The sequence below is a fragment of the Caulobacter ginsengisoli genome, from assembly GCF_030814835.1.
Taxonomy (GTDB): Bacteria; Pseudomonadota; Alphaproteobacteria; order Caulobacterales; family Caulobacteraceae; genus Caulobacter; species Caulobacter ginsengisoli.
This window is the reverse complement of record NZ_JAUSVS010000012.1, coordinates 99,792-117,188: the sequence shown is the minus strand read 5'-3', so window position 1 is coordinate 117,188 and position 17,397 is coordinate 99,792. Positions and strand designations below refer to the sequence as shown.

21 protein-coding genes are annotated in these 17,397 nt (G+C 67.7%); 8 read left to right on the top strand and 13 right to left on the bottom strand.

What is annotated here, in order from left to right:
- Window positions 1–164 precede the first annotated feature (164 nt).
- Window positions 165–857 (bottom strand): VOC family protein, encoded by a 693-nt coding sequence (locus tag QO010_RS21855; protein ID WP_307352706.1) that lies wholly within the window; start codon window positions 855–857, stop codon window positions 165–167.
- The gene (locus QO010_RS21850) at window positions 854–1,519 is read right to left on the bottom strand and encodes a TetR/AcrR family transcriptional regulator (protein ID WP_307352704.1); all 666 of its coding nucleotides are present in this window, start codon (window positions 1,517–1,519) and stop codon (window positions 854–856) included. Before QO010_RS21850 ends, QO010_RS21855 begins: the two co-directional genes overlap by 4 nt.
- Before the next feature lie 48 nt (window positions 1,520–1,567).
- On the opposite strand from QO010_RS21850, the gene QO010_RS21845 reads away from it, so the two are divergent.
- Entirely contained in the window at window positions 1,568–2,722 is a 1,155-nt protein-coding gene (locus QO010_RS21845) for an alpha/beta hydrolase (RefSeq protein ID WP_307352703.1), read from the top strand.
- On the opposite strand, the gene QO010_RS21840 is transcribed toward QO010_RS21845, so the two are convergent.
- The 3 genes from QO010_RS21840 to QO010_RS21830 all read right to left on the bottom strand — a co-directional run bounded on the left by QO010_RS21840 (window position 2,719) and on the right by QO010_RS21830 (window position 5,229).
- Window positions 2,719–4,161, bottom strand: coding sequence for an HWE histidine kinase domain-containing protein (locus QO010_RS21840; protein WP_307352701.1), 1,443 nt, complete (start codon window positions 4,159–4,161; stop codon window positions 2,719–2,721). The genes QO010_RS21845 and QO010_RS21840 overlap by 4 nt on opposite strands.
- Before the next feature lie 67 nt (window positions 4,162–4,228).
- Entirely contained in the window at window positions 4,229–4,819 is a 591-nt protein-coding gene (locus QO010_RS21835; protein ID WP_307352700.1) for a GNAT family N-acetyltransferase, read from the bottom strand.
- Window positions 4,816–5,229: a VOC family protein gene (locus QO010_RS21830; protein ID WP_307352699.1), complete on the bottom strand. Its 414-nt coding sequence runs from the start codon at window positions 5,227–5,229 to the stop codon at window positions 4,816–4,818. The genes QO010_RS21835 and QO010_RS21830 overlap by 4 nt, the downstream gene beginning before the upstream one ends.
- Before the next feature lie 148 nt (window positions 5,230–5,377).
- Between QO010_RS21830 and QO010_RS21825 the strand changes: the two genes are divergently transcribed.
- Window positions 5,378–5,983 carry a pyridoxamine 5'-phosphate oxidase family protein gene (locus QO010_RS21825; RefSeq protein ID WP_307352697.1) on the top strand — a complete coding sequence of 202 codons (606 nt, stop codon included), beginning with the start codon at window positions 5,378–5,380 and terminating at the stop codon, window positions 5,981–5,983.
- A 3-nt stretch (window positions 5,984–5,986) separates the two neighbouring features.
- Here QO010_RS21825 and QO010_RS21820 read toward each other — a convergent pair whose 3' ends face one another.
- Window positions 5,987–8,035, bottom strand: coding sequence for a hybrid sensor histidine kinase/response regulator (locus tag QO010_RS21820; RefSeq protein ID WP_307352695.1), 2,049 nt, complete (start codon window positions 8,033–8,035; stop codon window positions 5,987–5,989).
- 88 nt (window positions 8,036–8,123) lie between these two features.
- Window positions 8,124–9,113 carry a helix-turn-helix transcriptional regulator gene (locus QO010_RS21815; RefSeq protein WP_307352694.1) on the bottom strand — a complete coding sequence of 330 codons (990 nt, stop codon included), beginning with the start codon at window positions 9,111–9,113 and terminating at the stop codon, window positions 8,124–8,126.
- Between the two features lie 82 nt (window positions 9,114–9,195).
- On the opposite strand from QO010_RS21815, the gene QO010_RS21810 reads away from it, so the two are divergent.
- The 4 genes from QO010_RS21810 (at window position 9,196) to QO010_RS21795 (ending at window position 11,372) form a co-directional block, all read left to right on the top strand.
- Entirely contained in the window at window positions 9,196–9,687 is a 492-nt protein-coding gene (locus QO010_RS21810; RefSeq protein ID WP_307352693.1) for a DUF1579 domain-containing protein, read from the top strand.
- Window positions 9,684–10,448 (top strand): NIPSNAP family protein, encoded by a 765-nt coding sequence (locus QO010_RS21805; RefSeq protein WP_307352691.1) that lies wholly within the window; start codon window positions 9,684–9,686, stop codon window positions 10,446–10,448. The genes QO010_RS21810 and QO010_RS21805 overlap by 4 nt, the downstream gene beginning before the upstream one ends.
- A 61-nt stretch (window positions 10,449–10,509) precedes the next feature.
- Window positions 10,510–10,854 carry a c-type cytochrome gene (locus tag QO010_RS21800; RefSeq protein WP_307352690.1) on the top strand — a complete coding sequence of 115 codons (345 nt, stop codon included), beginning with the start codon at window positions 10,510–10,512 and terminating at the stop codon, window positions 10,852–10,854.
- Window positions 10,855–10,913: 59 nt separating this feature from the next.
- The gene (locus QO010_RS21795) at window positions 10,914–11,372 is read left to right on the top strand and encodes an SRPBCC family protein (protein WP_307352689.1); all 459 of its coding nucleotides are present in this window, start codon (window positions 10,914–10,916) and stop codon (window positions 11,370–11,372) included.
- On the opposite strand, the gene QO010_RS21790 is transcribed toward QO010_RS21795, so the two are convergent.
- From QO010_RS21790 to QO010_RS21780, 3 genes are all read right to left on the bottom strand, one after another.
- Window positions 11,369–11,983, bottom strand: a complete 615-nt coding sequence (locus QO010_RS21790; RefSeq protein ID WP_307352687.1) for a glutathione S-transferase family protein — start codon at window positions 11,981–11,983, stop codon at window positions 11,369–11,371. The two genes, QO010_RS21795 and QO010_RS21790, sit on opposite strands and share 4 nt — an antisense overlap.
- 262 nt (window positions 11,984–12,245) lie before the next feature.
- Window positions 12,246–13,058, bottom strand: a complete 813-nt coding sequence (locus QO010_RS21785; RefSeq protein WP_307352686.1) for a transglutaminase-like domain-containing protein — start codon at window positions 13,056–13,058, stop codon at window positions 12,246–12,248.
- 24 nt (window positions 13,059–13,082) lie between these two features.
- Window positions 13,083–14,033, bottom strand: a complete 951-nt coding sequence (locus QO010_RS21780) for a transglutaminase family protein (protein WP_307352685.1) — start codon at window positions 14,031–14,033, stop codon at window positions 13,083–13,085.
- A gap of 11 nt (window positions 14,034–14,044) precedes the next feature.
- Between QO010_RS21780 and QO010_RS21775 the strand changes: the two genes are divergently transcribed.
- Window positions 14,045–14,824, top strand: a complete 780-nt coding sequence (locus QO010_RS21775; RefSeq protein WP_307352684.1) for an N-formylglutamate amidohydrolase — start codon at window positions 14,045–14,047, stop codon at window positions 14,822–14,824.
- Between the two features lie 336 nt (window positions 14,825–15,160).
- On the opposite strand, the gene QO010_RS21770 is transcribed toward QO010_RS21775, so the two are convergent.
- Window positions 15,161–15,517 carry a hypothetical protein gene (locus QO010_RS21770; protein WP_307352683.1) on the bottom strand — a complete coding sequence of 119 codons (357 nt, stop codon included), beginning with the start codon at window positions 15,515–15,517 and terminating at the stop codon, window positions 15,161–15,163.
- A gap of 118 nt (window positions 15,518–15,635) precedes the next feature.
- Between QO010_RS21770 and QO010_RS21765 the strand changes: the two genes are divergently transcribed.
- A complete protein-coding gene (locus QO010_RS21765) occupies window positions 15,636–16,349 on the top strand; it encodes a hypothetical protein (RefSeq protein ID WP_307352682.1) in 714 nt (237 codons plus the stop codon).
- 219 nt (window positions 16,350–16,568) lie between these two features.
- Here the strand turns inward: QO010_RS21765 and QO010_RS21760 are convergent, their stop codons facing one another.
- Window positions 16,569–16,943, bottom strand: coding sequence for a DUF427 domain-containing protein (locus QO010_RS21760; protein WP_307352680.1), 375 nt, complete (start codon window positions 16,941–16,943; stop codon window positions 16,569–16,571).
- Between the two features lie 48 nt (window positions 16,944–16,991).
- A complete protein-coding gene (locus QO010_RS21755; RefSeq protein WP_307352679.1) occupies window positions 16,992–17,381 on the bottom strand; it encodes a DoxX family protein in 390 nt (129 codons plus the stop codon).
- Window positions 17,382–17,397: the final 16 nt, after the last annotated feature.

The following is a 17,397-nucleotide window of genomic DNA, read 5'->3' as shown; positions in this document are numbered from 1 at the left end:
GGGTTTCAAAAGCCGTGCGCAGGCCTCTTCCGAGGCTCACCGGCTAACGTGGTAGGCGCCAAGCCCAAAAGCCGAAGCCAATCCCAACGACCAAACACGGCCCTGGAAACCCTCACCGGACCTCGCTCTGGCGAGGTCGTCCGCTCCCGCCGGGAGCGGGTTGCTTAAGCCGGAACCGGCGGCTCGGAATAGCTGGCCGAGGCGGTGATCATCTCGTCCGGGGCGCCCAGCATGCGCAGATAGACCTCCTTGGGATAGGCCATGTGCGGCTTGTCCGGGTCGTAGGGCGGCTGGGGGGCGGGGCTGGGGCCGGCATAGGGGGCGGGCGATTTGAAACGGGCGGCTTCCTCGTCGCTGATCCCGGCCTTGGCCAGGGTGGTCGGGTCGATCCAGCGGGCCGGGTCGATGGCGGCCTGCGAGGTGGCGACCTCCAGGGTCATCTGGTCGGGGCCGGCGAAGTAGATCGAGCGGCACATGCCGTGGTCGATGGGGCCGATGACGTTGACCCCGTGGCCGCGGATGCGGTCGCGCATCGCGATCAGGTCCGCGTCACTGTCCACCCCGAAGGCCAGGTGCTGCAGCGTGCCCGGCGCGCTGGGCAGGGCGCCGTTGCCGGCGTGGGTGGCGCCCAGCTGGATCGGGATCTTGTCGACGTCGGGCAGCTGGACGATCGAGAAATAGCTGTGGTCGTTCATCCGGAGGAAGGCGTGCAGTCCGCCCGGCACGCCGTGCATGTCGAACAGGGCCACCAGCGGGCAGCCCATGACCTCGGAGAAGAAGGCGATGTGTTTCTTGATGTCGCCGGCCATGAAGGCGAGGTGATGGATGCCGGTAGGCTGAACTTGGGTCGCGGTCATGGGCGGGTTTCCTCGGTCTTCCTGTTGACGAAGCCATCGAAGACGGCGGCCAGGATCATGTCCAGATGGGCGGCGCGGCCGGCGGCGGAATAGGCCAGCACCCCGAAATTGGCCCGCATCAGCGGCTGCAGGTTGATCAGGCCCGCGGCGGCGGCCTGCAGGGTGACGACGATCTGCTCGGGCGGAAAGGGCTTGAGGTCGCCCTCGGCGATGGCCCGGGCCGCCAGGTGCGCCAGCCGGCGGTTGCGGTCACCCAGCAGGTTTTCCACCAGCCAGGCCAGCCGCTCCCCCCCCGCCATACCTTCCAGCGCCACTATTCGCCCCAGGGCCGGGTGGCGCCAGGAGATCTCGACGAACAGCCGCATGGCCATGCGCAGCTGGTCGATGGCCCGGGCGTCGCGGGCCGCCGTGATGGCCCGCTCCTCCTCGGCGATGTGGGCGGCGAGATCCAGCATGGCGCTGCGCCACAGCTGGGCCTTGTCCTGGAAATGATAGTGCAGGGCAGCCTGGGACACGCCGGCCTCGCGGGCGATCTCGCCCATGGTCGTCCGCTCGAAGCCCTGTCGGGAAAACTGCTCCAGCGCCGCGGCGCGGATGCGGGCGGCGACGCGCTCGCCCTTGGTTCCGATCTGCAGAGCTGCTGTCAAGAAGTTGACTTTCAAATCAGCTTTCCTGATTTTGTAGTCAAGATTGGTGGGATGCACAAGACGATGAGAGTGGTCCGGGAACCCTATGGCTTCGTCCATGTCGACCCCAGCCCCCTGAAGGAGGTCTATGGCGGCCCCAGCGGCCAGGTCTTCGTCGAGTGCATGCGCATCAGGCCGGAAACCGGCGAATCCGGGACCGTGGTGATCTTCAGCCACCCGATCGGCGGCGGTTCGTTCCTGCCCCTGGTTACCGCCCTGGCGGCGGCCGGCCATCACGTCATCTACTGCAACCCGCGCTATCGCGGGAACGACACGGCGCTGATCCTGGAAAAATGCGTCCTGGATCTGGGGGCCTGCATCGCCGACGCCAGGAAGCGGTTCGGCTATGACAAGGTGCTGCTGGGCGGCTGGTCGGGCGGCGGCTCGCTGTCGCTGTTCTACCAGGACCAGGCCGAGCACCCGACCATCACCACCACGCCCTCCGGCGAGGCGCTGGACCTCAGGGGCGCGAACCTGCAGCCGGCCGACGGGATTCTGCTGCTGGCCGCCCATATCAGCCGCTCGGTCACCATGACCGAATGGCTGGACCCCTCGATCCTCGACGAGGACAGGCCCTACGAGCGGGACCGGGAGCTGAACATCTACGACCCCGACTGTCCCAACCAGCCGCCCTATTCGCCGGAGTTCGTTGCGAAGTTCCGCAAGGCCCAGATCGCCCGCAACCGCCGCATCACCGCCCGGGCCAAGGCGACGCTCGCCGAACTGAAGGCCCAGGGCCAGCCCAACGCCGAGCGCCCCTTCATCGTCGCCGGCACCATGTGCGATGTCCGCTGGACCGACCCGACCCAGGACCCCTCCGACCGCAGGCCGGGGACCTGCTACCTGGGCGATCCGAAGATCGCCAACGACGGCCCCGTGGGCCTGGGCCGCTTCACCACCCTGCGCTCTTGGCTGTCGCAATGGAGCTATGACGAGAGCCGCGCCAATGGCGTGATCAACGCCGGCGCCATCTCCTGCCCGGTGCTGGTTATCAACAACACCGCCGACCTGGCCTGCACCCCCAGCCACGCCCAGCGGCTGTTCGACGCCGTGGCCTCCCAGGACAAGACGCTGGTCCAGATCGAGGGCGCCGACCACTACTATGTGGAACGGCCCGACCTGCTGCCCACGGCGGTGACGACCTTGACGGTCTGGATGGCCGAGCGGGGGTTCGCCTAACCGGCCGGCGTCCGCAGGGTGCGGAGTTCGGCGTCGAGCAGCCGGGCGCTGACCGGCTTGCGCACCACCGGACAGTCGCCGTAGCGGGCGTCGATCTGCTCGTAGCCGGTGCAGAAGATCAGCGGCACGCCGCGCGAACGCAGCTGGTCGGCCAGGGGATAGACCAGCCGGCCGCGCAGATTGACGTCCAGGACCGCGATGTCCGGGGTCGGCGAGGCGGCCAGCAGCTGGGCGGCCTCCTCCAGGGTTGTCGCCGGGCCGATGATCTCCCAGCCCAGGGCGGCCAACTGTTCGCAGAGATCCATGGCGACCAGGGCGTCGTCCTCGACCACCAGCACCCGTCCGTTCTGAGCCGGGGTGGCGGCGGGTTCCGGCGACGCCGCATCGGCGAGGCGGTTCGGCGCGGATCCGGGACGATAGGCCGAGCGCGGCAGGACGGCGGTCAGGCGCAGGCCGCGGCTGAGCCAATCGACCTCGACGCTGCCGCCCAGCTGGCGGGTCACCAGGCGGGTCATCAGGGTGGAGCCAAACCCTGTCACGGCGGGCGGCTCGACGGGCGGACCGCCGGTTTCGGTCCACCGCAATTCCAGCGATTCGTCCGGTCGTATGGCGGTCTCGATATCCACCCGGCCCGTCTCGACCGAGAGGGCTCCGTACTTGGCGGCGTTGGTGGCCAGCTCGTGAACCAGCAGGCTGACCGGCTGCACGGAGTCGGGGCCCAGTACGACCGCTGGCCCGCGGATATGCACCTGGCCCTGCCGCTGGTAAGGCTCGGTCTCATCGGCGAGGATGCTGGCCAGATCGCCCCCCTTCCAGCGGTTCAGAGCCAGCAGCGAGTGGGCGCGGCCCAGGGCCGACACCCGGCCGCGGACGGCGTTGACGAACTCCTCCTGGGTCGAGGCTCGGGTCAGCGAGACCAGGGCCTGCACCACCGCCAGGGCGTTCTTGGCCCGATGGTCGACCTCGCGGGCCAGCAGTTCGCGAGCCTCCTCGTTGGCGATCCGCTCGGTGATGTCGCGGAGGATCACGGTGGCGAAGCGGGCGCCGCCGACCTCGACCTGGGAGATGGAGGCCTCGATCGGAAATTCCTCGCCGTCGGCCCGAAGGCCACTGATGGTGCGCGTGCCGAGCACCGTTCCGGCCGGCCCCATGGCCTGGTTGGCGGTGGCCGAACCGAGGAATCTCGCCACATGGTCGGCATGGACGGCCCGATAGCGCTCAGGAATGAAGCGCCAGAACGGCTGGCCCACGACCTGGTCGGCGGCGATCTGGAAGATGGCTTCGGCCGCGGGGTTGAACAGGACGATCCGCTGATCGGCGTCGACCGTGATGATGCCATCCATCGCCAAGGCGAAGATGCCTTCCATCAGGCGCAGGGCTTCGGCGTCGCTTCGAGTCCCAGGGCTCGGCGGGGCGCACGAAAGCACGCTGTCTGACATGGGAATGGTCTCGGACGCGGAGGACTCCCAGCCTAGCGGCGACAGCGGCGAGGCGGCTTGACCTGGATCAACCCGCCCGCGCCGGCCGCAGCATCGGGATCAGCCCCGGGAAGTCACCCGGCGCGATCCGGCCCAGCGCCTCGAAACCGAACCGCTCATAGAGCGGCACGTTCTTGGGGTTGGAGCTTTCCAGATAGGCGGGCAGGCCGTCGGCGTCGCAGCGGGCGAGGCCCGCCTTCAGCAGGGCCGAGCCCAGGCCGCGCCCCTGCCGGGCGGGATCGACGCCCAGCATCGACAGATACCAGTGCGGCTCGTGCGGGTGGAAGGTCCGCATCTCGGCCCCGATCTGCGCCCCGACCTCAGGCGTGGGGTGGTCGGCGGCGAACCGCTCGATGACCGCGCCGATGGCCTCGCCGTCCTGGTCCACCCCCGGCGGCAGCCACAGGGCGGCGGCCGCGCCGTCCTCGGCCAGATAGAGGCCCTCGTGCGTCATCCCCACGCCCATCTGGGTGACGAAGGGCTTGAAGGCGGCCAGGAAAACGTCCGGCCGGCGGAAGGTCCAGCGCATGCAGGGATCGCTCGCGAAGGCCAGCATCAGCGTATTGAGCACGCTGTCGCTCCGGTCGAACCCGACCGCCTCAATCCTGTAGGGGCTCACTTGAAGCGGACCATTTCGATCTCGTGGCCTTCCGGGTCGGCGACGAAGGCCACTCTCATGCCCGGTACATCGAAGGGCTCGCGCACCGCGACCGCCCCCTGCACGATGGCGTGGGCGAAGGCCCGGTCCACGTCCTCGACCGCCAGCCCGACCGGGCCATGGGCCGAGCCGACGGTCAGCGGCCGGCAGTCCTTGTGGAAATAGAGGATCAGGCTGGGGCCCTTGTCGTCGGCTGACCGTTGAAGAATCACCTCCTTGAGGTCGTCCATCTCGATGGTGCGCGTGGCCACCAGGCCAAAGGCGCGCTGGTAGAAATCGACCATGGCGTCCAGGTCGGCGACGACCAGCTTGAGGAAGATCATCTTGGCGGGACGCAGGGCGGATGGGGCCTGGACAGCGGCGTTGGTCATGGCGTTTCCCTTTATGTCGTTGACCTCAACCTAACTCGGCCCGGCGCGGCAGGCCCAGGAAGAAAAACTATGTCCGGCGGACCCTGCCAGTCCGTAGCCTTTCAGAACGGTCTTGGCCGCCCTATCTGCGGGGCCAAAGGAGGCGCCCATGCCCTACGGATTTCTCGACACCCTCGCCACGCCGTCGGTGCGGGCGGCCCAGGCGGCCAACGGCAGCGGCGGGCTGTTCGACGATCCGGGCATCGACCGGGCCTTCGACCGGTTCAGCGAGAACGAGGCCGCCTTCATCGCCGCGCGGGACAGCTTCTTCCTGGCCAGCGTCTCGGCCAGCGGCTGGCCCTATGTGCAGCATCGCGGCGGGCCGGCGGGTTTTCTGAAGGTGCTGGACGAGACGACGCTGGGCTTCGCCGACTATCGCGGCAACCGGCAATATATCAGCCTGGGCAATGTCGCCGACGACGACCGGGTGGCGCTGATCCTGATGGACTATCCGAACCGGGCGCGGATGAAGATCCTGGCCCATATGAGCGTTTCGGACGACCCGGCCGTGATCGAGGCGCTGACGGACCCCGGCTACAGGGCCCGGCCCGAGCGGGCCTATCGGCTCAGGCTGCACGCCTTCGACTGGAACTGCGCCCAGCACATCACCCCGCGCTTCACGGGACCGGAGATCGCCACGGTGGTGAACCCGCTGCGGGCCCGGGTCGCCGAGCTGGAGGCGGAGGTGGCGGCGCTAAGGGCGCGAGGAGCGTAGAGCTCAAACCGCCGCCAACAACCGCCCCTCCACCGCTTCCATCGCCCGATTGATGCCGCCGAGCAGGCTGTCCAGGGTCACCGGCTTGGCGATATGGACGTCGGCGCCGGCCTGCAGGGCGGCAACCTCATGCTCCTCGCCGACATTGGCGCTGAGCATGGCGATCGGCAGCCGGGGGCCCCGCTCGCCGGCCCGGATCAGCCGGATGGCGGTCAGGCCGTCCATGACCGGCATCTGCATGTCCATCAGCACCACATCGAAGGCCTCGCGACCCAGGCCTTCCAGCGCCTCCAGCGCTTCGCGGCCATTCTCGGTAAAGGTCAGGTCGAAGCCGAAGGGCTCGAGCATCAGCTGCAGGACGTGGCGATTGATCGGATGGTCCTCGACGACCAGGATGCGCAGCGTCGCGTCCATCGGCGTCGCGGCGGGCTGCGGGGCGCGGACCGGCTCGGCGGCGGGCCGCAGGGGCAGCTCGACCTGGAAGCGGGCGCCCCGGCCGGGCTCGGACTCCACGGTGATCTCGCCATCCATCAGCCCGATCAGCTCGCGGGTGATGGCCAGGCCCAGGCCTGTCCCACCGAAGCGGCGGGTGATCGAGCCGTCGGCCTGTTCGAAGCGCTCGAACAGCCGGCCGGCGATCTCGGGCGCGAAGCCCGGGCCGGTGTCGGCAACCGCGATCCGCACCGGGCGGCGGCCTTGCGGGTCCGGCGCGCCGGCCCTGGTCAGCGCCACCCGCACCCCGCCCTGGGCGGTGAACTTGACGGCGTTGGAGATCAGGTTGGCCATCACCTGGCGGATGCGAACCGCATCGCCCAGCACCGCCTCCTCCAGCCCCTCCCCGATCCAGACTTCGAAGGCCAGGCCCTTTTCCTCAGCCTTGAGGCGGAAGATATCGCAGAGGCTCAGCGTCACCTCGTCCAGCCGGATGGCCGTCTCCTCCAGGCTGAGCCGGCCGGCCTCGATGCGCGACAGGTCGAGGATGTCGGAGAGGATGCGCTCCAGCGAGCGGGCCGAGTCGGCGACCAGCCGGACCATCTCCTGCTGGCGGGGATCCAGCTCAGTCTGGGCCAGGGCGTCGACCACCCCGACCACCCCGTTCAGCGGCGTGCGCAGTTCGTGGCTCATATTGGCCAGGAAGGCGGTCTTGGCGCGGCTGTGGGTCTCGGCCGCCGCGAGCCCGGCGGCGGTGGCCCGGCGGGCGGCCTCCAGGTCGGCGATCAGGGCGGCCTGGCGGTCCTGGGCCTCGGTCTGGCTGGTGATGTCGGCGAAGGTGGCGACCACCTGGGTCGGCGGAGCGTCGGGGCCGTCGGCGAACAGGGGCTCGGCATTGACCCGCAGCCAGCGCCGGCCCTCGCCGGGCGCCTCGATGCTGACCACGAAGTCGCGGGCCGGCCGGCCGGTGCGGACCACCTGCATGGTCGGATGATTGTCGGCGGTCAGGTCCTCGCCCGACTGGGTGGTGGCCCGCCAGCGCGGATCGGCGGCCTTGCGGCCCAACAGCACGTCGCGGCTGACCCCCAGAATGCGGGCGGCGGCGGGATTGGCGTCGATCAGCTGACCGTCGGCGGCGTGCAGCACCACACCATCCGACAGCACCGCGATGATGTTGCTGTCGCGGGCGGCGTCGGCCAGCCGGTCCTGGGCGGCGCGGCGGCCGGTCTGCAGGCCGATGAGGCCGGCGGCCAGCCGTCCCTGGCGACCGAAGGCGGTGACGGCTTCCGCCGACCAGACGCGGGGGCGATAGTCGAAAACCATCAGGGCGCCCAGGACCTGGCCTTCCCAGACCAACGGCGCGCCCAGGAAGGCGCGGACGGTCGGCTGGCCGGCCTCCTGCCGCACCCCGCTGAACTGCCGGTCGGCCAGCAGGTCGCCGACGATGAAGTGCCTGTCGCGCCCGACGATCCGGTCGCGGAGATCACCAATCCAGCCAGCCCCGCCCGGATCGGTCCCGCAGACCCAGCGGCGGTCGTCGCCCAGGGCGATCAGGACCGATGGCGCGTCGCAGATCGTCCGAACGGTCTGGGCCAGGTCCTCGAAGCCCTCGGAGTCCATGCAACGCCTCCCGGTACGCCCATTCGTACGTTCGGCGGCGGAGTTTGACCGAAAAGGGATAATACAAGGCAAAAGCGAAGGGCGGGTCTCAGTCGCTTTCCCCAACGTCGCTTTGGGGGGCGGCGCCATAGAGACGCAGGACGTCGGCGGCCATCCGGGCCAGCTCGCGGCGCAGGGCCGGCGGCGAGACCACCTCGACGGCGTCGCCAAAGCCCAGCAGCAGGCCGGCGGCGTGGCCGGCGCTCTCGATGGGGACCTGGGCCTCGCGCCAACCCTGGCCGTCCGGGACGGCGGCGCGGATCGGCTCGGAGAAGTCGGCGCCCAGCCGGTCCAGCCGCGACAGGGCCCGGCTGTGGACCCGCAGCACGGCGGTGTCGCGGCGCAGGTCGGCCTCGAACCGCTGCACCTCGGCCCGCCAGTGTCTGGCCAGGTCGAAGCCGGCCGGCCGCTCGAAGGTTTCGTCCAGCACGGCGATATCGAGCACGTTCGAAAGCCGGTAGGTGCGCGGCTGCTGGCCGTAGCGGGCGACCAGGTACCAGGCGCCGGCCTTGACCACCAGGCCGAGCGGGTCGAGCCGGCGGCGGACGGTGGCCTTCCAGCTCTCATAGCCGATCTCGATGCGGCGGCCCTGCCAGACCGCCTGGGCGGCGGCGGTCAGGTTGGGCGGCGGGGTGGTGCGGCGGAACCATTCCAGCGGGTCGAGGTGAAAGCGGTCGGCGACCTTCAGCGCCCCGGCCCCCGCTCCGGCCGGCAGGGCCGCCAGCAGCTTCATCCGCGCCGCCGCCGCCGGCTCGGCCAGGCCCAGGTCGTCGGCCGGGCCCGGCAGGCCCATCAGCAGCAGGGCTTCGGCCTCGGGGGCCGACAGGCCGGTCAGCCGGGTGCGGTAGCCCTCCAGCAGCTGGAAGCCGCCGCCCGGTCCGCGGTCGGCATAGACCGGCACCCCGGCGGCGCTGAGCTCGTCGATGTCGCGGTAGATGGTGCGGATCGAGACCTCGAACTCTTCGGCCAGCGCATGGGCGGTGACCCGGCCACGGACCTGCAGGGTGATCAGGATGGAGAGCAGTCGGCTGGCGCGCATGAATCCACTCTAGCCGAAATATCCTGACAGTGGGTGTCAGCTATGGGGTCGTAGGACGGGGATCGACTTGACGGAGTTCCCGATGCTGCCCCTGCTTGAAACCCTGCCGCCCGGCGCGGACGCCTTCGACTTCTTCCCCGGCCATTGGACCGTGCGCCACCGTCGGCTGGACCGCCGCCTGGCCGGCTGCCAGGACTGGACCGAGTTTCCCGGGCGAACCGTCGTCGAGCGCATCCTCGGCGGTCTGGGCAATATCGACGACAACACCCTGGACATTCCCGGGCGCCCCTACCGCGCCGCCACGGTGCGCAAGTTCGATACCGCCAGCGGCCTGTGGTCGATCTGGTGGTACGACGCCCGCTATCCCGGGCTGGAGCCGCCGGTGCATGGCCGGTTCGAGAACGGGGTCGGGACCTTCCTGGGCGACGATGTCTTCGAGGGCCGGCCGATCAAGGTGCGCTTCATCTGGTCGGGGATCACGGCGAAAACGGCCCGCTGGGAGCAGGCCTTCTCCGAGGACGGCGGCGAAAGCTGGGAAACCAACTGGATCATGGATTTCGAGCGGACCGCATGAACCGCCGCGCCGTTCTCGCCGCCGCTCTCGGCGCCGCCCTGCCCCTCTCCGTGAAAGCCAAAGCCATGACCAGCTTCAATCCCATCGTCGAGCTCCGCCAATACACCCTGCGCGGCGGTCATCGGGACGGTTTCACCGACCGGTTCGAGGCCAGGTTCATCGAGTCGCAGGAGACCCTGGGCGCCCGCATCATCGGCATCTTCCGCGACCTGGACGATCCCGACCGCTTCGTCTGGATGCGCGGCTTCGAGGGCCTGGAAGCCCGCTACAAGGCCCTGGGCGGCTTCTACACAGGCCCCGTCTGGCAGGCGAACCGCGCGGCGGCCAATGCCGACATCGTCGATTCCGACAACGTTCTGCTGCTCCACCCCGCCGGGCCGGGCGAGCTGCCGGGGGCGGCCAAGGCGGGACTGATCGTCGCCAGCATCCAGTATCTGCCGGCCGCTCTGGCCGGGCTCTATCGCGACCTGTTCGAAACCACCCTCCGTCCCCGCATCGCCAGAGCCGGCGGCCAGGTGTTCGGGACGCTGGAGACCGACCCAGGCCCCAACAGCTACCCGCGCCTGCCGGTCCGTGAGGGCGAGAGCGTCCACATCTGGTTCGGCCGCTTCGAGGACGAGGCCGCCCATCGCGCCTTCGCCCAGCGGCTGGCCGACCAGGCCGGCTGGCAGGACGCGGCCCCCGAGGCGGTGCTGCCGGCCCTGATGCGCAAGCCGGAGGTCCTGCGCCTGGCCCCGACCGCCCGCTCGCGGCTGCGTTGACCTCGATCAAGGCCCGCCGGGGCTGACGGCCTATCCTGTGGGCCGGGTGAGGAAAACCGTCATGTCCCGCGAACTCCTGTCCTGGATAGCCGCCGGTCTGGCGGCCTGCCTGCTCTTCGTGGGCGCCGCCGCCAGCCAGGTCCCGCCCCCGAACCTTGCCAACGGCCAGGCGATCGCCCAGGCCAGGTGCGCGGCCTGCCATGCCATCGGCCCCAGCGGCGACAGCCCGCTGGCCGACGCGCCGAAGTTCCGCGACCTGCACAAGCATTTCGACGTGGCCGATCTCCAGGAGGCCCTGGCCGAGGGCATCATCGTCGGCCACGGCCCGATGCCGGCCTGGGCGCTCTCGGCCACCGATGTCCGCGACCTGGTCGGCTATCTGAAGAGCCTGGATCCCAAGGCCTGAGGAACCTGTTCGGCAACCGCGCGCTCCCACCGCGGAGGGGCCAGCCACGGGAGTAAGCCATGCCACAATCCGCCAGCCCTGAGCCGACCGCCCAGGTCTCCAGGACCGTCACCGCCTCGCCCGACGAGGTCTATGAGGCCCTGACCGACAAGGCCAAGCTCAAGCAGTTCTTCTTCGGCGCCGATGTCGACAGCGACTTCAAGGTCGGCAGCCCGGTGCGGATGACCGGCGAGTTCAACGGCAAGCCCTACGAGGACAAGGGCGAGGTTAAGGAAGCCGTGCCCGGCGAGCGCCTCAGCTTCTCGCACTGGAGCGGCGCGTCAGGCCAGCCCGATACGCCGGAGAACTATCACCTGGTCACCTTCAAGCTGGAACCGGCCGGCGAGGCGACCAAGGTCACCCTCAGCCAGGCCAACCTGACCGGCGGCGTCACCGCCTCGGATCGCGAACACCGGGCCGAGTACGAGAAGAACTGGCAGGGGGTGCTGGACGGCCTGGCCAAGACCGTCGGTCATTAACCTGTGACCGCCGCCCTGGCCCTCTGGTAGGCCGGCCGCTGGGCCAGGCGGTCCAGCCAGGCGGCGAGGTTGGGCGGCGCGGTCCTGTCCAAAGCGCCGCGCCAGACGCCCAGGATCGAGGCGATGCAGATATCGGCCAGGGTCAGGCTGTCGCCGACCAGGTAGTCGCGCTCGCCCAGGCGCGAGGCGATCAACTCGACCGCCTGATCGACGCGGCCGCCCGCCATGCGGGCTGACCAGTTTCCCTTGTCCGCCTCCGGGGCCCCGAAACGCTCGGCCAGCAGGGTGTTGACCCCCGAGCCCAGGGTCGCCTCGCTGAACACCGTCCACTCCAGCACCTTGGCCAGATCCGGATGGCCGGGCGCCGGCAGCAGCGGGGTGGGGCCGTGGGCCTGGGCGATATAGAGGCAGATGGCCGCCGACTCGCCGATCGCCGCGCCGGTGGCGTCGTCCTCGAGGAAGGGCACCGTGCCCATCGGATTGAGGGCCAGGTATTGCGGGCTGGGCGGATAGGTCACCGCCGCCATCCGGTATTCCAGGCCCATCTCCTCGCACAGCCAGGCGACCCGCTGGCCCCGGCCGCCGCGCGGGAAGTTGTGGATGGTCAGCATGGCGTCAACTCTCGGCTTCCCCGGACATAGGCCATGCTAACCGGATGCCGCCGTACGGCTAGGGGCTCGCACGGCGACGGCCCAATCCACACCGTCATCCTAGGCCTTGTGCCTAGGATCCCGCGTTCAGCCCGCTGCAAACCCTTGAAAATAAAGCCGAACCGCCGCCGCCCCACGACCCCGCTCCCGTGCGGCCGATGGCGGGATCCTAGGCACAAGGCCTAGGATGACGGTGGTTTGGGGTGGTGAGGCAGGTGGGCAATTACCCCTCGCCAATATCCTCGCTCACCACCTTGAACCCCACCAGCGCCGCCGGCCCGAAGCTGGTCGAAATCGCCGCGTCGGTGGCGTCGCGGCCGTGGGCCATGACGATGCGGCCGACGCGGGGCACATTGTGGCGGGCGTCCATGGCCCGCCAGCCGCCGTCCAGCCAGACCTCGAACCAGGCGCTGAAGTCCATCGGGCCGTCGGCCAGTGGCACGGGGATGTCGCCCAGATAGCCGGTGCAGTAGCGGGCCGGGATGTTCATGCAGCGGCACAGGGTAATGGCCAGGTGCGCATAGTCACGGCAGACGCCGTAGCCTTCCTCATGCGCGTCCCAGGCGGTCTTGGTCGGCGAGGTGCGCTGATAGTCGAAGCCGATGCGCTTGTGGCTGTAGGCCAGGATGGCCTGGATACGGGGCCAGCCCGGCTCGGTATTGCCGAACAGCGACCAGGCCAGGTCGCTCATCCGGTCGGTCTCGCAATAACGGCTGCCCAGCAGGTAGACGATGACCTCGTCGGGCAGGTCCTGGACCGGCGACATCTTCGCGCCGGGGAATTGCGGCTCGGGAACGCCGCTGTCGCGGATGACGAAGTCGGCGGAGAAGGTGGTGCGGCCGGGCGGCAGCAGCACGCGGCTGCAGATATTGCCCCAGCCGTCGAGATACTGGTGGATGTAGAGGTCGCGGTCGACCAGCAGCACGTCGGGGGTTTCCAGGTCGCCCCGCCGCTCGGGATGCACGTTCAGCATCAGCAGCATGGGCGCCTCGGCGGGGCAGTCGAAGGTGATTTCAAACCCGCACCGAATACGCATGACAGTTCCCGTTAGGTTAGCCCGTCACCCAACGCCCGTTCGCAGGTCCGGTTGCCGATCGGGAAGGAAGGTGGCGGAAAGCGCCGGTTCTTCCTCGCTTACCACGTCCACCTCGACATCCATGCCCAGATAGTCGTCGGATTCGCCCGACCAGCTGCCCCACAGCGGCAGGGCCTGGCGGGGATCGCGGGCGATGGCGACGCGGATCAGGTCCGCATTGCCGACAATGCCGTTGGTGGGATCGAACTCGACCCAGCCGCAGGCCGGCAGGAAGACCCGCAGCCAGGCATGGGTGTGGCCGCCGCCCAGCCGGCTGGTCCCGATCAGGCCCGTGACGGGACGCGGCGGCACATAGATGTAGCCGGAGACGAACTGGGCGGCCAAACCCAGGCTGCGGACCGCCTCCATCATCAGCACGGCGAAGTCGCGGCAGGCGCCGGTGCGGCTGGCCAGGGTCTCGGCCGGCGACTGCGCCCCGCCCTGCAGGCGGGTCCCATAGCGGAAGTCGCTATGGATGGCCTGGGTCATGTCGGCCAGCAGCCGCTGCAGGTTGGCCCCGCCGTCGCGGCGCAGGAAGCTGCGCGCCCAGCGCTCGACCGTGCCCTCGGGATCGGGGAAGGCCCGCTCCATCGAGCGCAGCAGGTCGGGCATGTCCTGGGCGCTGTAGGCGAAGGGCAGGCGCTCCTCATAGGAGTCCACCCCGTCGAAGGCCGGGACCGGGCGGTGATCCAGGGTCACCCGGCTCTCGAAGCAGAGCTCGGTCGTCCGTTCCAGGAAGCTGGCGACGCCCACCGCGTTGCCGAACACGTCATGGACGTGGCGCAGCAGGTGCGGCTCGGGCGAAATCGTCACCGACGCGCTCAGAACCCGCTGGTCATAGCTTTCCAGCGGCCGGAACATCATGCGGTGTTCGCCAAGCATGACCGGCTTGCGATAACGGTAGCGGGTCAGGTGGCGGATCGAAAGGATCGGCATTGCCCTCACGAGTGAGCAATTCGCGTGCCGCGTCCAGGGGCCTGCTCGCCGCAGGCGACCCGCAGGCGGTCGTTGTGGAGAATCCGGGCGGGATTTCGCCCCTGCTGTTGCTTGGAGACCATGCCGGACGGGCGATTCCGGCGGCGCTGGGCAATCTTGGCCTGGCGGAAAACGACCTGGAGCGCCACATCGCCTGGGATATCGGCGTCGCCGGGCTGGGCGTGGCCCTGGCCCGCAGGCTGGACGCGGTCTTCGTCCGCCAGAGCTATTCGCGGCTGGTCATCGACTGCAACCGCGATCCGGGCGTCTGGGACTCCATCGCCCCGGAAAGCGACAACTCCCCCATCCCCGGCAACCAGGACCTGACCGAGGCGGCCCGCGCGGCCCGGGTCGAGGCGATCTTCCGCCCGTACCACGCCGCCATCGCCGCCGAACTGGACAGGCGGGAAGGCCAACCGACCCTGTTGGTCTCGCTGCACAGCTTCACCCCGGAAATGGCCGGCGTCCCCCGGCCCTGGCGGTTCGGGGTGCTGCACCGGAACGATTCGCCGCTGTCGAAGTCCGTGCTGGCCCATCTGCGCCTGAGCTTTGGCGACGATGTCGGCGACAACCAGCCCTACGCCATGGACGGCATCGACTTCACCATCCCGCACCACGCCGACCCGCGCGGCCTGGACTATCTGGAACTGGAGGTGCGGCAGGACGAGATCGCCGACTTCGCCCGACAGGAGGCGATCGCCGACCGGCTGGTCCCGATCCTTCGCCATGCTCTCGAGGAAATCCTGCCATGAAGGCCCGCTGCGACTTGCCCGCCCATGGGTCGCTGGCTGGACGAACTAAGTCCGCCGCCTTGTGTCAGAGCCACGAGGCGCAATCGTCGGCGAACCGACCGCCCCCCTCACCGACGCAAGAAGGCTGTCGATCCCGCTGGCCTTAGCCAGTGGGTCGTCTCAATGCATCGCACAGAAGCGGGCGTACCCCAACCGTTGCCAACCGGGCCAAGTCGCCTGGGAAGAGGGGGAGAATGATTTGAAGATTTGGTGAGTTGGCGGGAACGCCAACCAGGTCAAATACGCTTGGGGGCGGCACAGTGGCCGCCCCCAAGCAAACACACCATTGAAGCGGCTTTAGGCCACCTCCGTTTTTAGCGTGCTCATTGGCGCGGTTTTTCGTTGAGCGAAATACTGAAGTTGCATTTCTCTCAATCGATTTACAATAACCCCACGGGCGTAGGTAGGGGGACAGCTTTTCCCAGATCTCCAGCGACTAACAGTTCCCACTGAAACCTTGAATTCAAGAGCGAGTTCTGTAGGTGTGAAGCGGTTATTCAACACCAAATCGATAACGTCAGCGAAGTCTTCTTCGCTTTTCGGATCGTAAGCCTCTAAGACGTCAACCAAAAGCTTGAGCCTTTGACGTTCAACATTGGCAAGCTTGGCGTGGAATACGGACCGCCCGTCAGTCGTTTCACGGGCATCTTCCATGGTTGCAACTCCTTCAATAGATAGTTAACCCTGCAACCTTCCGGCGACGGGGCATGTTGGGTCTATCGCATACTCCTTAACTCCATGCAAATATTTTGCATCTTGTGGGGGTATTTGCATGGGGATAACGTTCGTGAGGCGATTTTTGATCCGGGAAGCAACTATTGCAGAATTTGATGATTTGCGAGAATTTTATGAAAGAAATCCTGACGAGCACGTGATGTTCAGACATGACGACGCCGTAAAAAAAGCTATCTCGGATGGTATTTTTCTCATTGCTATTGACACCTCATTGGAAGATGGCGACCGCATATTCGGAGCAAGCGCCGTTTATACTGTAAACGCCCAGAGAGATAGTGGCGGCACTATTGTCTTGAAAGAAGCCGGCGGCTCAAACGTTAAAAAAGATTATAGGGGTTTTGGCGTACATAAGGTCTTCCACTGGGCAAGATCGTTACACAAGTTCATTCTCGATAGGGGTGGCTTCGAAGTTTATTTCGGGGCCATCATCTGCCCGAATGACCCCTCCGAAGCCAACATCGCCAAAGCGCACTTCCTTCCGTGGGACGATCCACCATCAAGCTTGGTGACCGAACGACAAGCCTATGCTGACCCGGAGAATGGCCAGTCCGTCAAATTCTATAGGTTGCCAAAAGAAGCGCTTGTGGAGCACGCGAAACAGTTACTCATGCAGGACAAACGAGAGATTCTTGAGCGGCGTGTAAACGATACCGTCGAGCAGGTCGAAACTCATTTGATGCTGGAAACCCTCCGATCCTACCGCCGCATTGTTGAGAATCTATCGCAGGGCGATCTTGGAGCTTTGGACTAGCCGGTAAATATCGATTGCTTGCCCGTAGTAGCTCCTTGAAGGTCCGGCGCGCGCCTTAGTTAGCGATCTAGTACTTAACTACAAAAATATGATTCTCAAGCCCATTCGTTTAGTGCGCTTGGGACTTGCTGGGCCACGGTACGCACCCCCTGCGGCCGCAGAACCTGTGGGACGGGATCGAGGTCTATGCCGGCCTGTTCGCCGATCTGACCTAGTAGCCTATCGCACCTCGATGGCGTCGACCCGGCTGGGATAGAAGGCCAGATGGTCCTTGATCGCCGCCACCGCGGGATAGGGCGCCTCATAGGTCCAGACCGCGTTGACCGACCGCTCGCCGCCCGACGGAATGCTGAAATAGCCGCAGTCGCCCTTGTAGGGACAGTAGGTGGCGTTGTCGGTGGGGGTCAGCAGGCTCATCTCGACATCGGCGCGCGGAACATACTGCACGGGCGGGTAGTTGGCCTCCTGCAGGGTCAGGGCGCGCCGGCTGTCGGCGATGACCTGGCCGCCCAGGGTCACCACCACCCGGCCTTCGGTCGGGGTGATGGTGATGGGGTGGTCGGGGCCGGGCTGTTTGATGGGCTTGTCGGTCATGGGGGATCTCCGTCCTCACCCCTCAGATGGGGACGGAGCGGCGAGTGTCTACCGCTTCAGCGGAAACACCGGCCTTAGCGAGGCGTCGCGCAGCCACAGGCCGCCCCAGGCGAACAGGGCCAGATAGACCCCGAACAGCACATGGCTGAACAGCGGATTGCCCACTCGCAGGTGGGTGGCGACCGTGGCGCCGAACAGGCCGGTGAGCAGCACCGCCCCCAGGAGAGCCGTGCGCGGGATCAGGTAGAGGACCAACAGGGCCAGCTCCAGGATCGCCAGGGGCATGCCCCAGCCAGACGGCCAGCCAAGCGCCGCCATGGTCTCGTCGACGATCGGCAACCCGCTCAGCTTGATGCCGATGTCGAAGAGCATGAAGAGGACGAACAGCGCGCTCAGCACGCGCCCGGTCCACAGCATGGGTTTGGTCGTTTCGGTCATGGTTGCCTCCCTGGGC

Bases quoted from the DNA above. Each gene is read 5' to 3' on its own strand.
- QO010_RS21855 (WP_307352706.1), bottom strand. From the start codon at position 857: ATGACCGCGACCCAAGTTCAGCCTACCGGCATCCATCACCTCGCCTTC.
- QO010_RS21845 (WP_307352703.1), top strand. From the start codon at position 1,568: ATGAGAGTGGTCCGGGAACCCTATGGCTTCGTCCATGTCGACCCCAGC.
- QO010_RS21840 (WP_307352701.1), bottom strand. From the start codon at position 4,161: ATGTCAGACAGCGTGCTTTCGTGCGCCCCGCCGAGCCCTGGGACTCGA.
- QO010_RS21830 (WP_307352699.1), bottom strand. From the start codon at position 5,229: ATGACCAACGCCGCTGTCCAGGCCCCATCCGCCCTGCGTCCCGCCAAG.
- QO010_RS21825 (WP_307352697.1), top strand. From the start codon at position 5,378: ATGCCCTACGGATTTCTCGACACCCTCGCCACGCCGTCGGTGCGGGCG.
- QO010_RS21820 (WP_307352695.1), bottom strand. From the start codon at position 8,035: ATGGACTCCGAGGGCTTCGAGGACCTGGCCCAGACCGTTCGGACGATC.
- QO010_RS21815 (WP_307352694.1), bottom strand. From the start codon at position 9,113: ATGCGCGCCAGCCGACTGCTCTCCATCCTGATCACCCTGCAGGTCCGT.
- QO010_RS21810 (WP_307352693.1), top strand. From the start codon at position 9,196: ATGCTGCCCCTGCTTGAAACCCTGCCGCCCGGCGCGGACGCCTTCGAC.
- QO010_RS21805 (WP_307352691.1), top strand. From the start codon at position 9,684: ATGAACCGCCGCGCCGTTCTCGCCGCCGCTCTCGGCGCCGCCCTGCCC.
- QO010_RS21800 (WP_307352690.1), top strand. From the start codon at position 10,510: ATGTCCCGCGAACTCCTGTCCTGGATAGCCGCCGGTCTGGCGGCCTGC.
- QO010_RS21795 (WP_307352689.1), top strand. From the start codon at position 10,914: ATGCCACAATCCGCCAGCCCTGAGCCGACCGCCCAGGTCTCCAGGACC.
- QO010_RS21790 (WP_307352687.1), bottom strand. From the start codon at position 11,983: ATGCTGACCATCCACAACTTCCCGCGCGGCGGCCGGGGCCAGCGGGTC.
- QO010_RS21785 (WP_307352686.1), bottom strand. From the start codon at position 13,058: ATGCGTATTCGGTGCGGGTTTGAAATCACCTTCGACTGCCCCGCCGAG.
- QO010_RS21780 (WP_307352685.1), bottom strand. From the start codon at position 14,033: ATGCCGATCCTTTCGATCCGCCACCTGACCCGCTACCGTTATCGCAAG.
- QO010_RS21770 (WP_307352683.1), bottom strand. From the start codon at position 15,517: ATGGAAGATGCCCGTGAAACGACTGACGGGCGGTCCGTATTCCACGCC.
- QO010_RS21765 (WP_307352682.1), top strand. From the start codon at position 15,636: ATGGGGATAACGTTCGTGAGGCGATTTTTGATCCGGGAAGCAACTATT.
- QO010_RS21760 (WP_307352680.1), bottom strand. From the start codon at position 16,943: ATGACCGACAAGCCCATCAAACAGCCCGGCCCCGACCACCCCATCACC.
- QO010_RS21755 (WP_307352679.1), bottom strand. From the start codon at position 17,381: ATGACCGAAACGACCAAACCCATGCTGTGGACCGGGCGCGTGCTGAGC.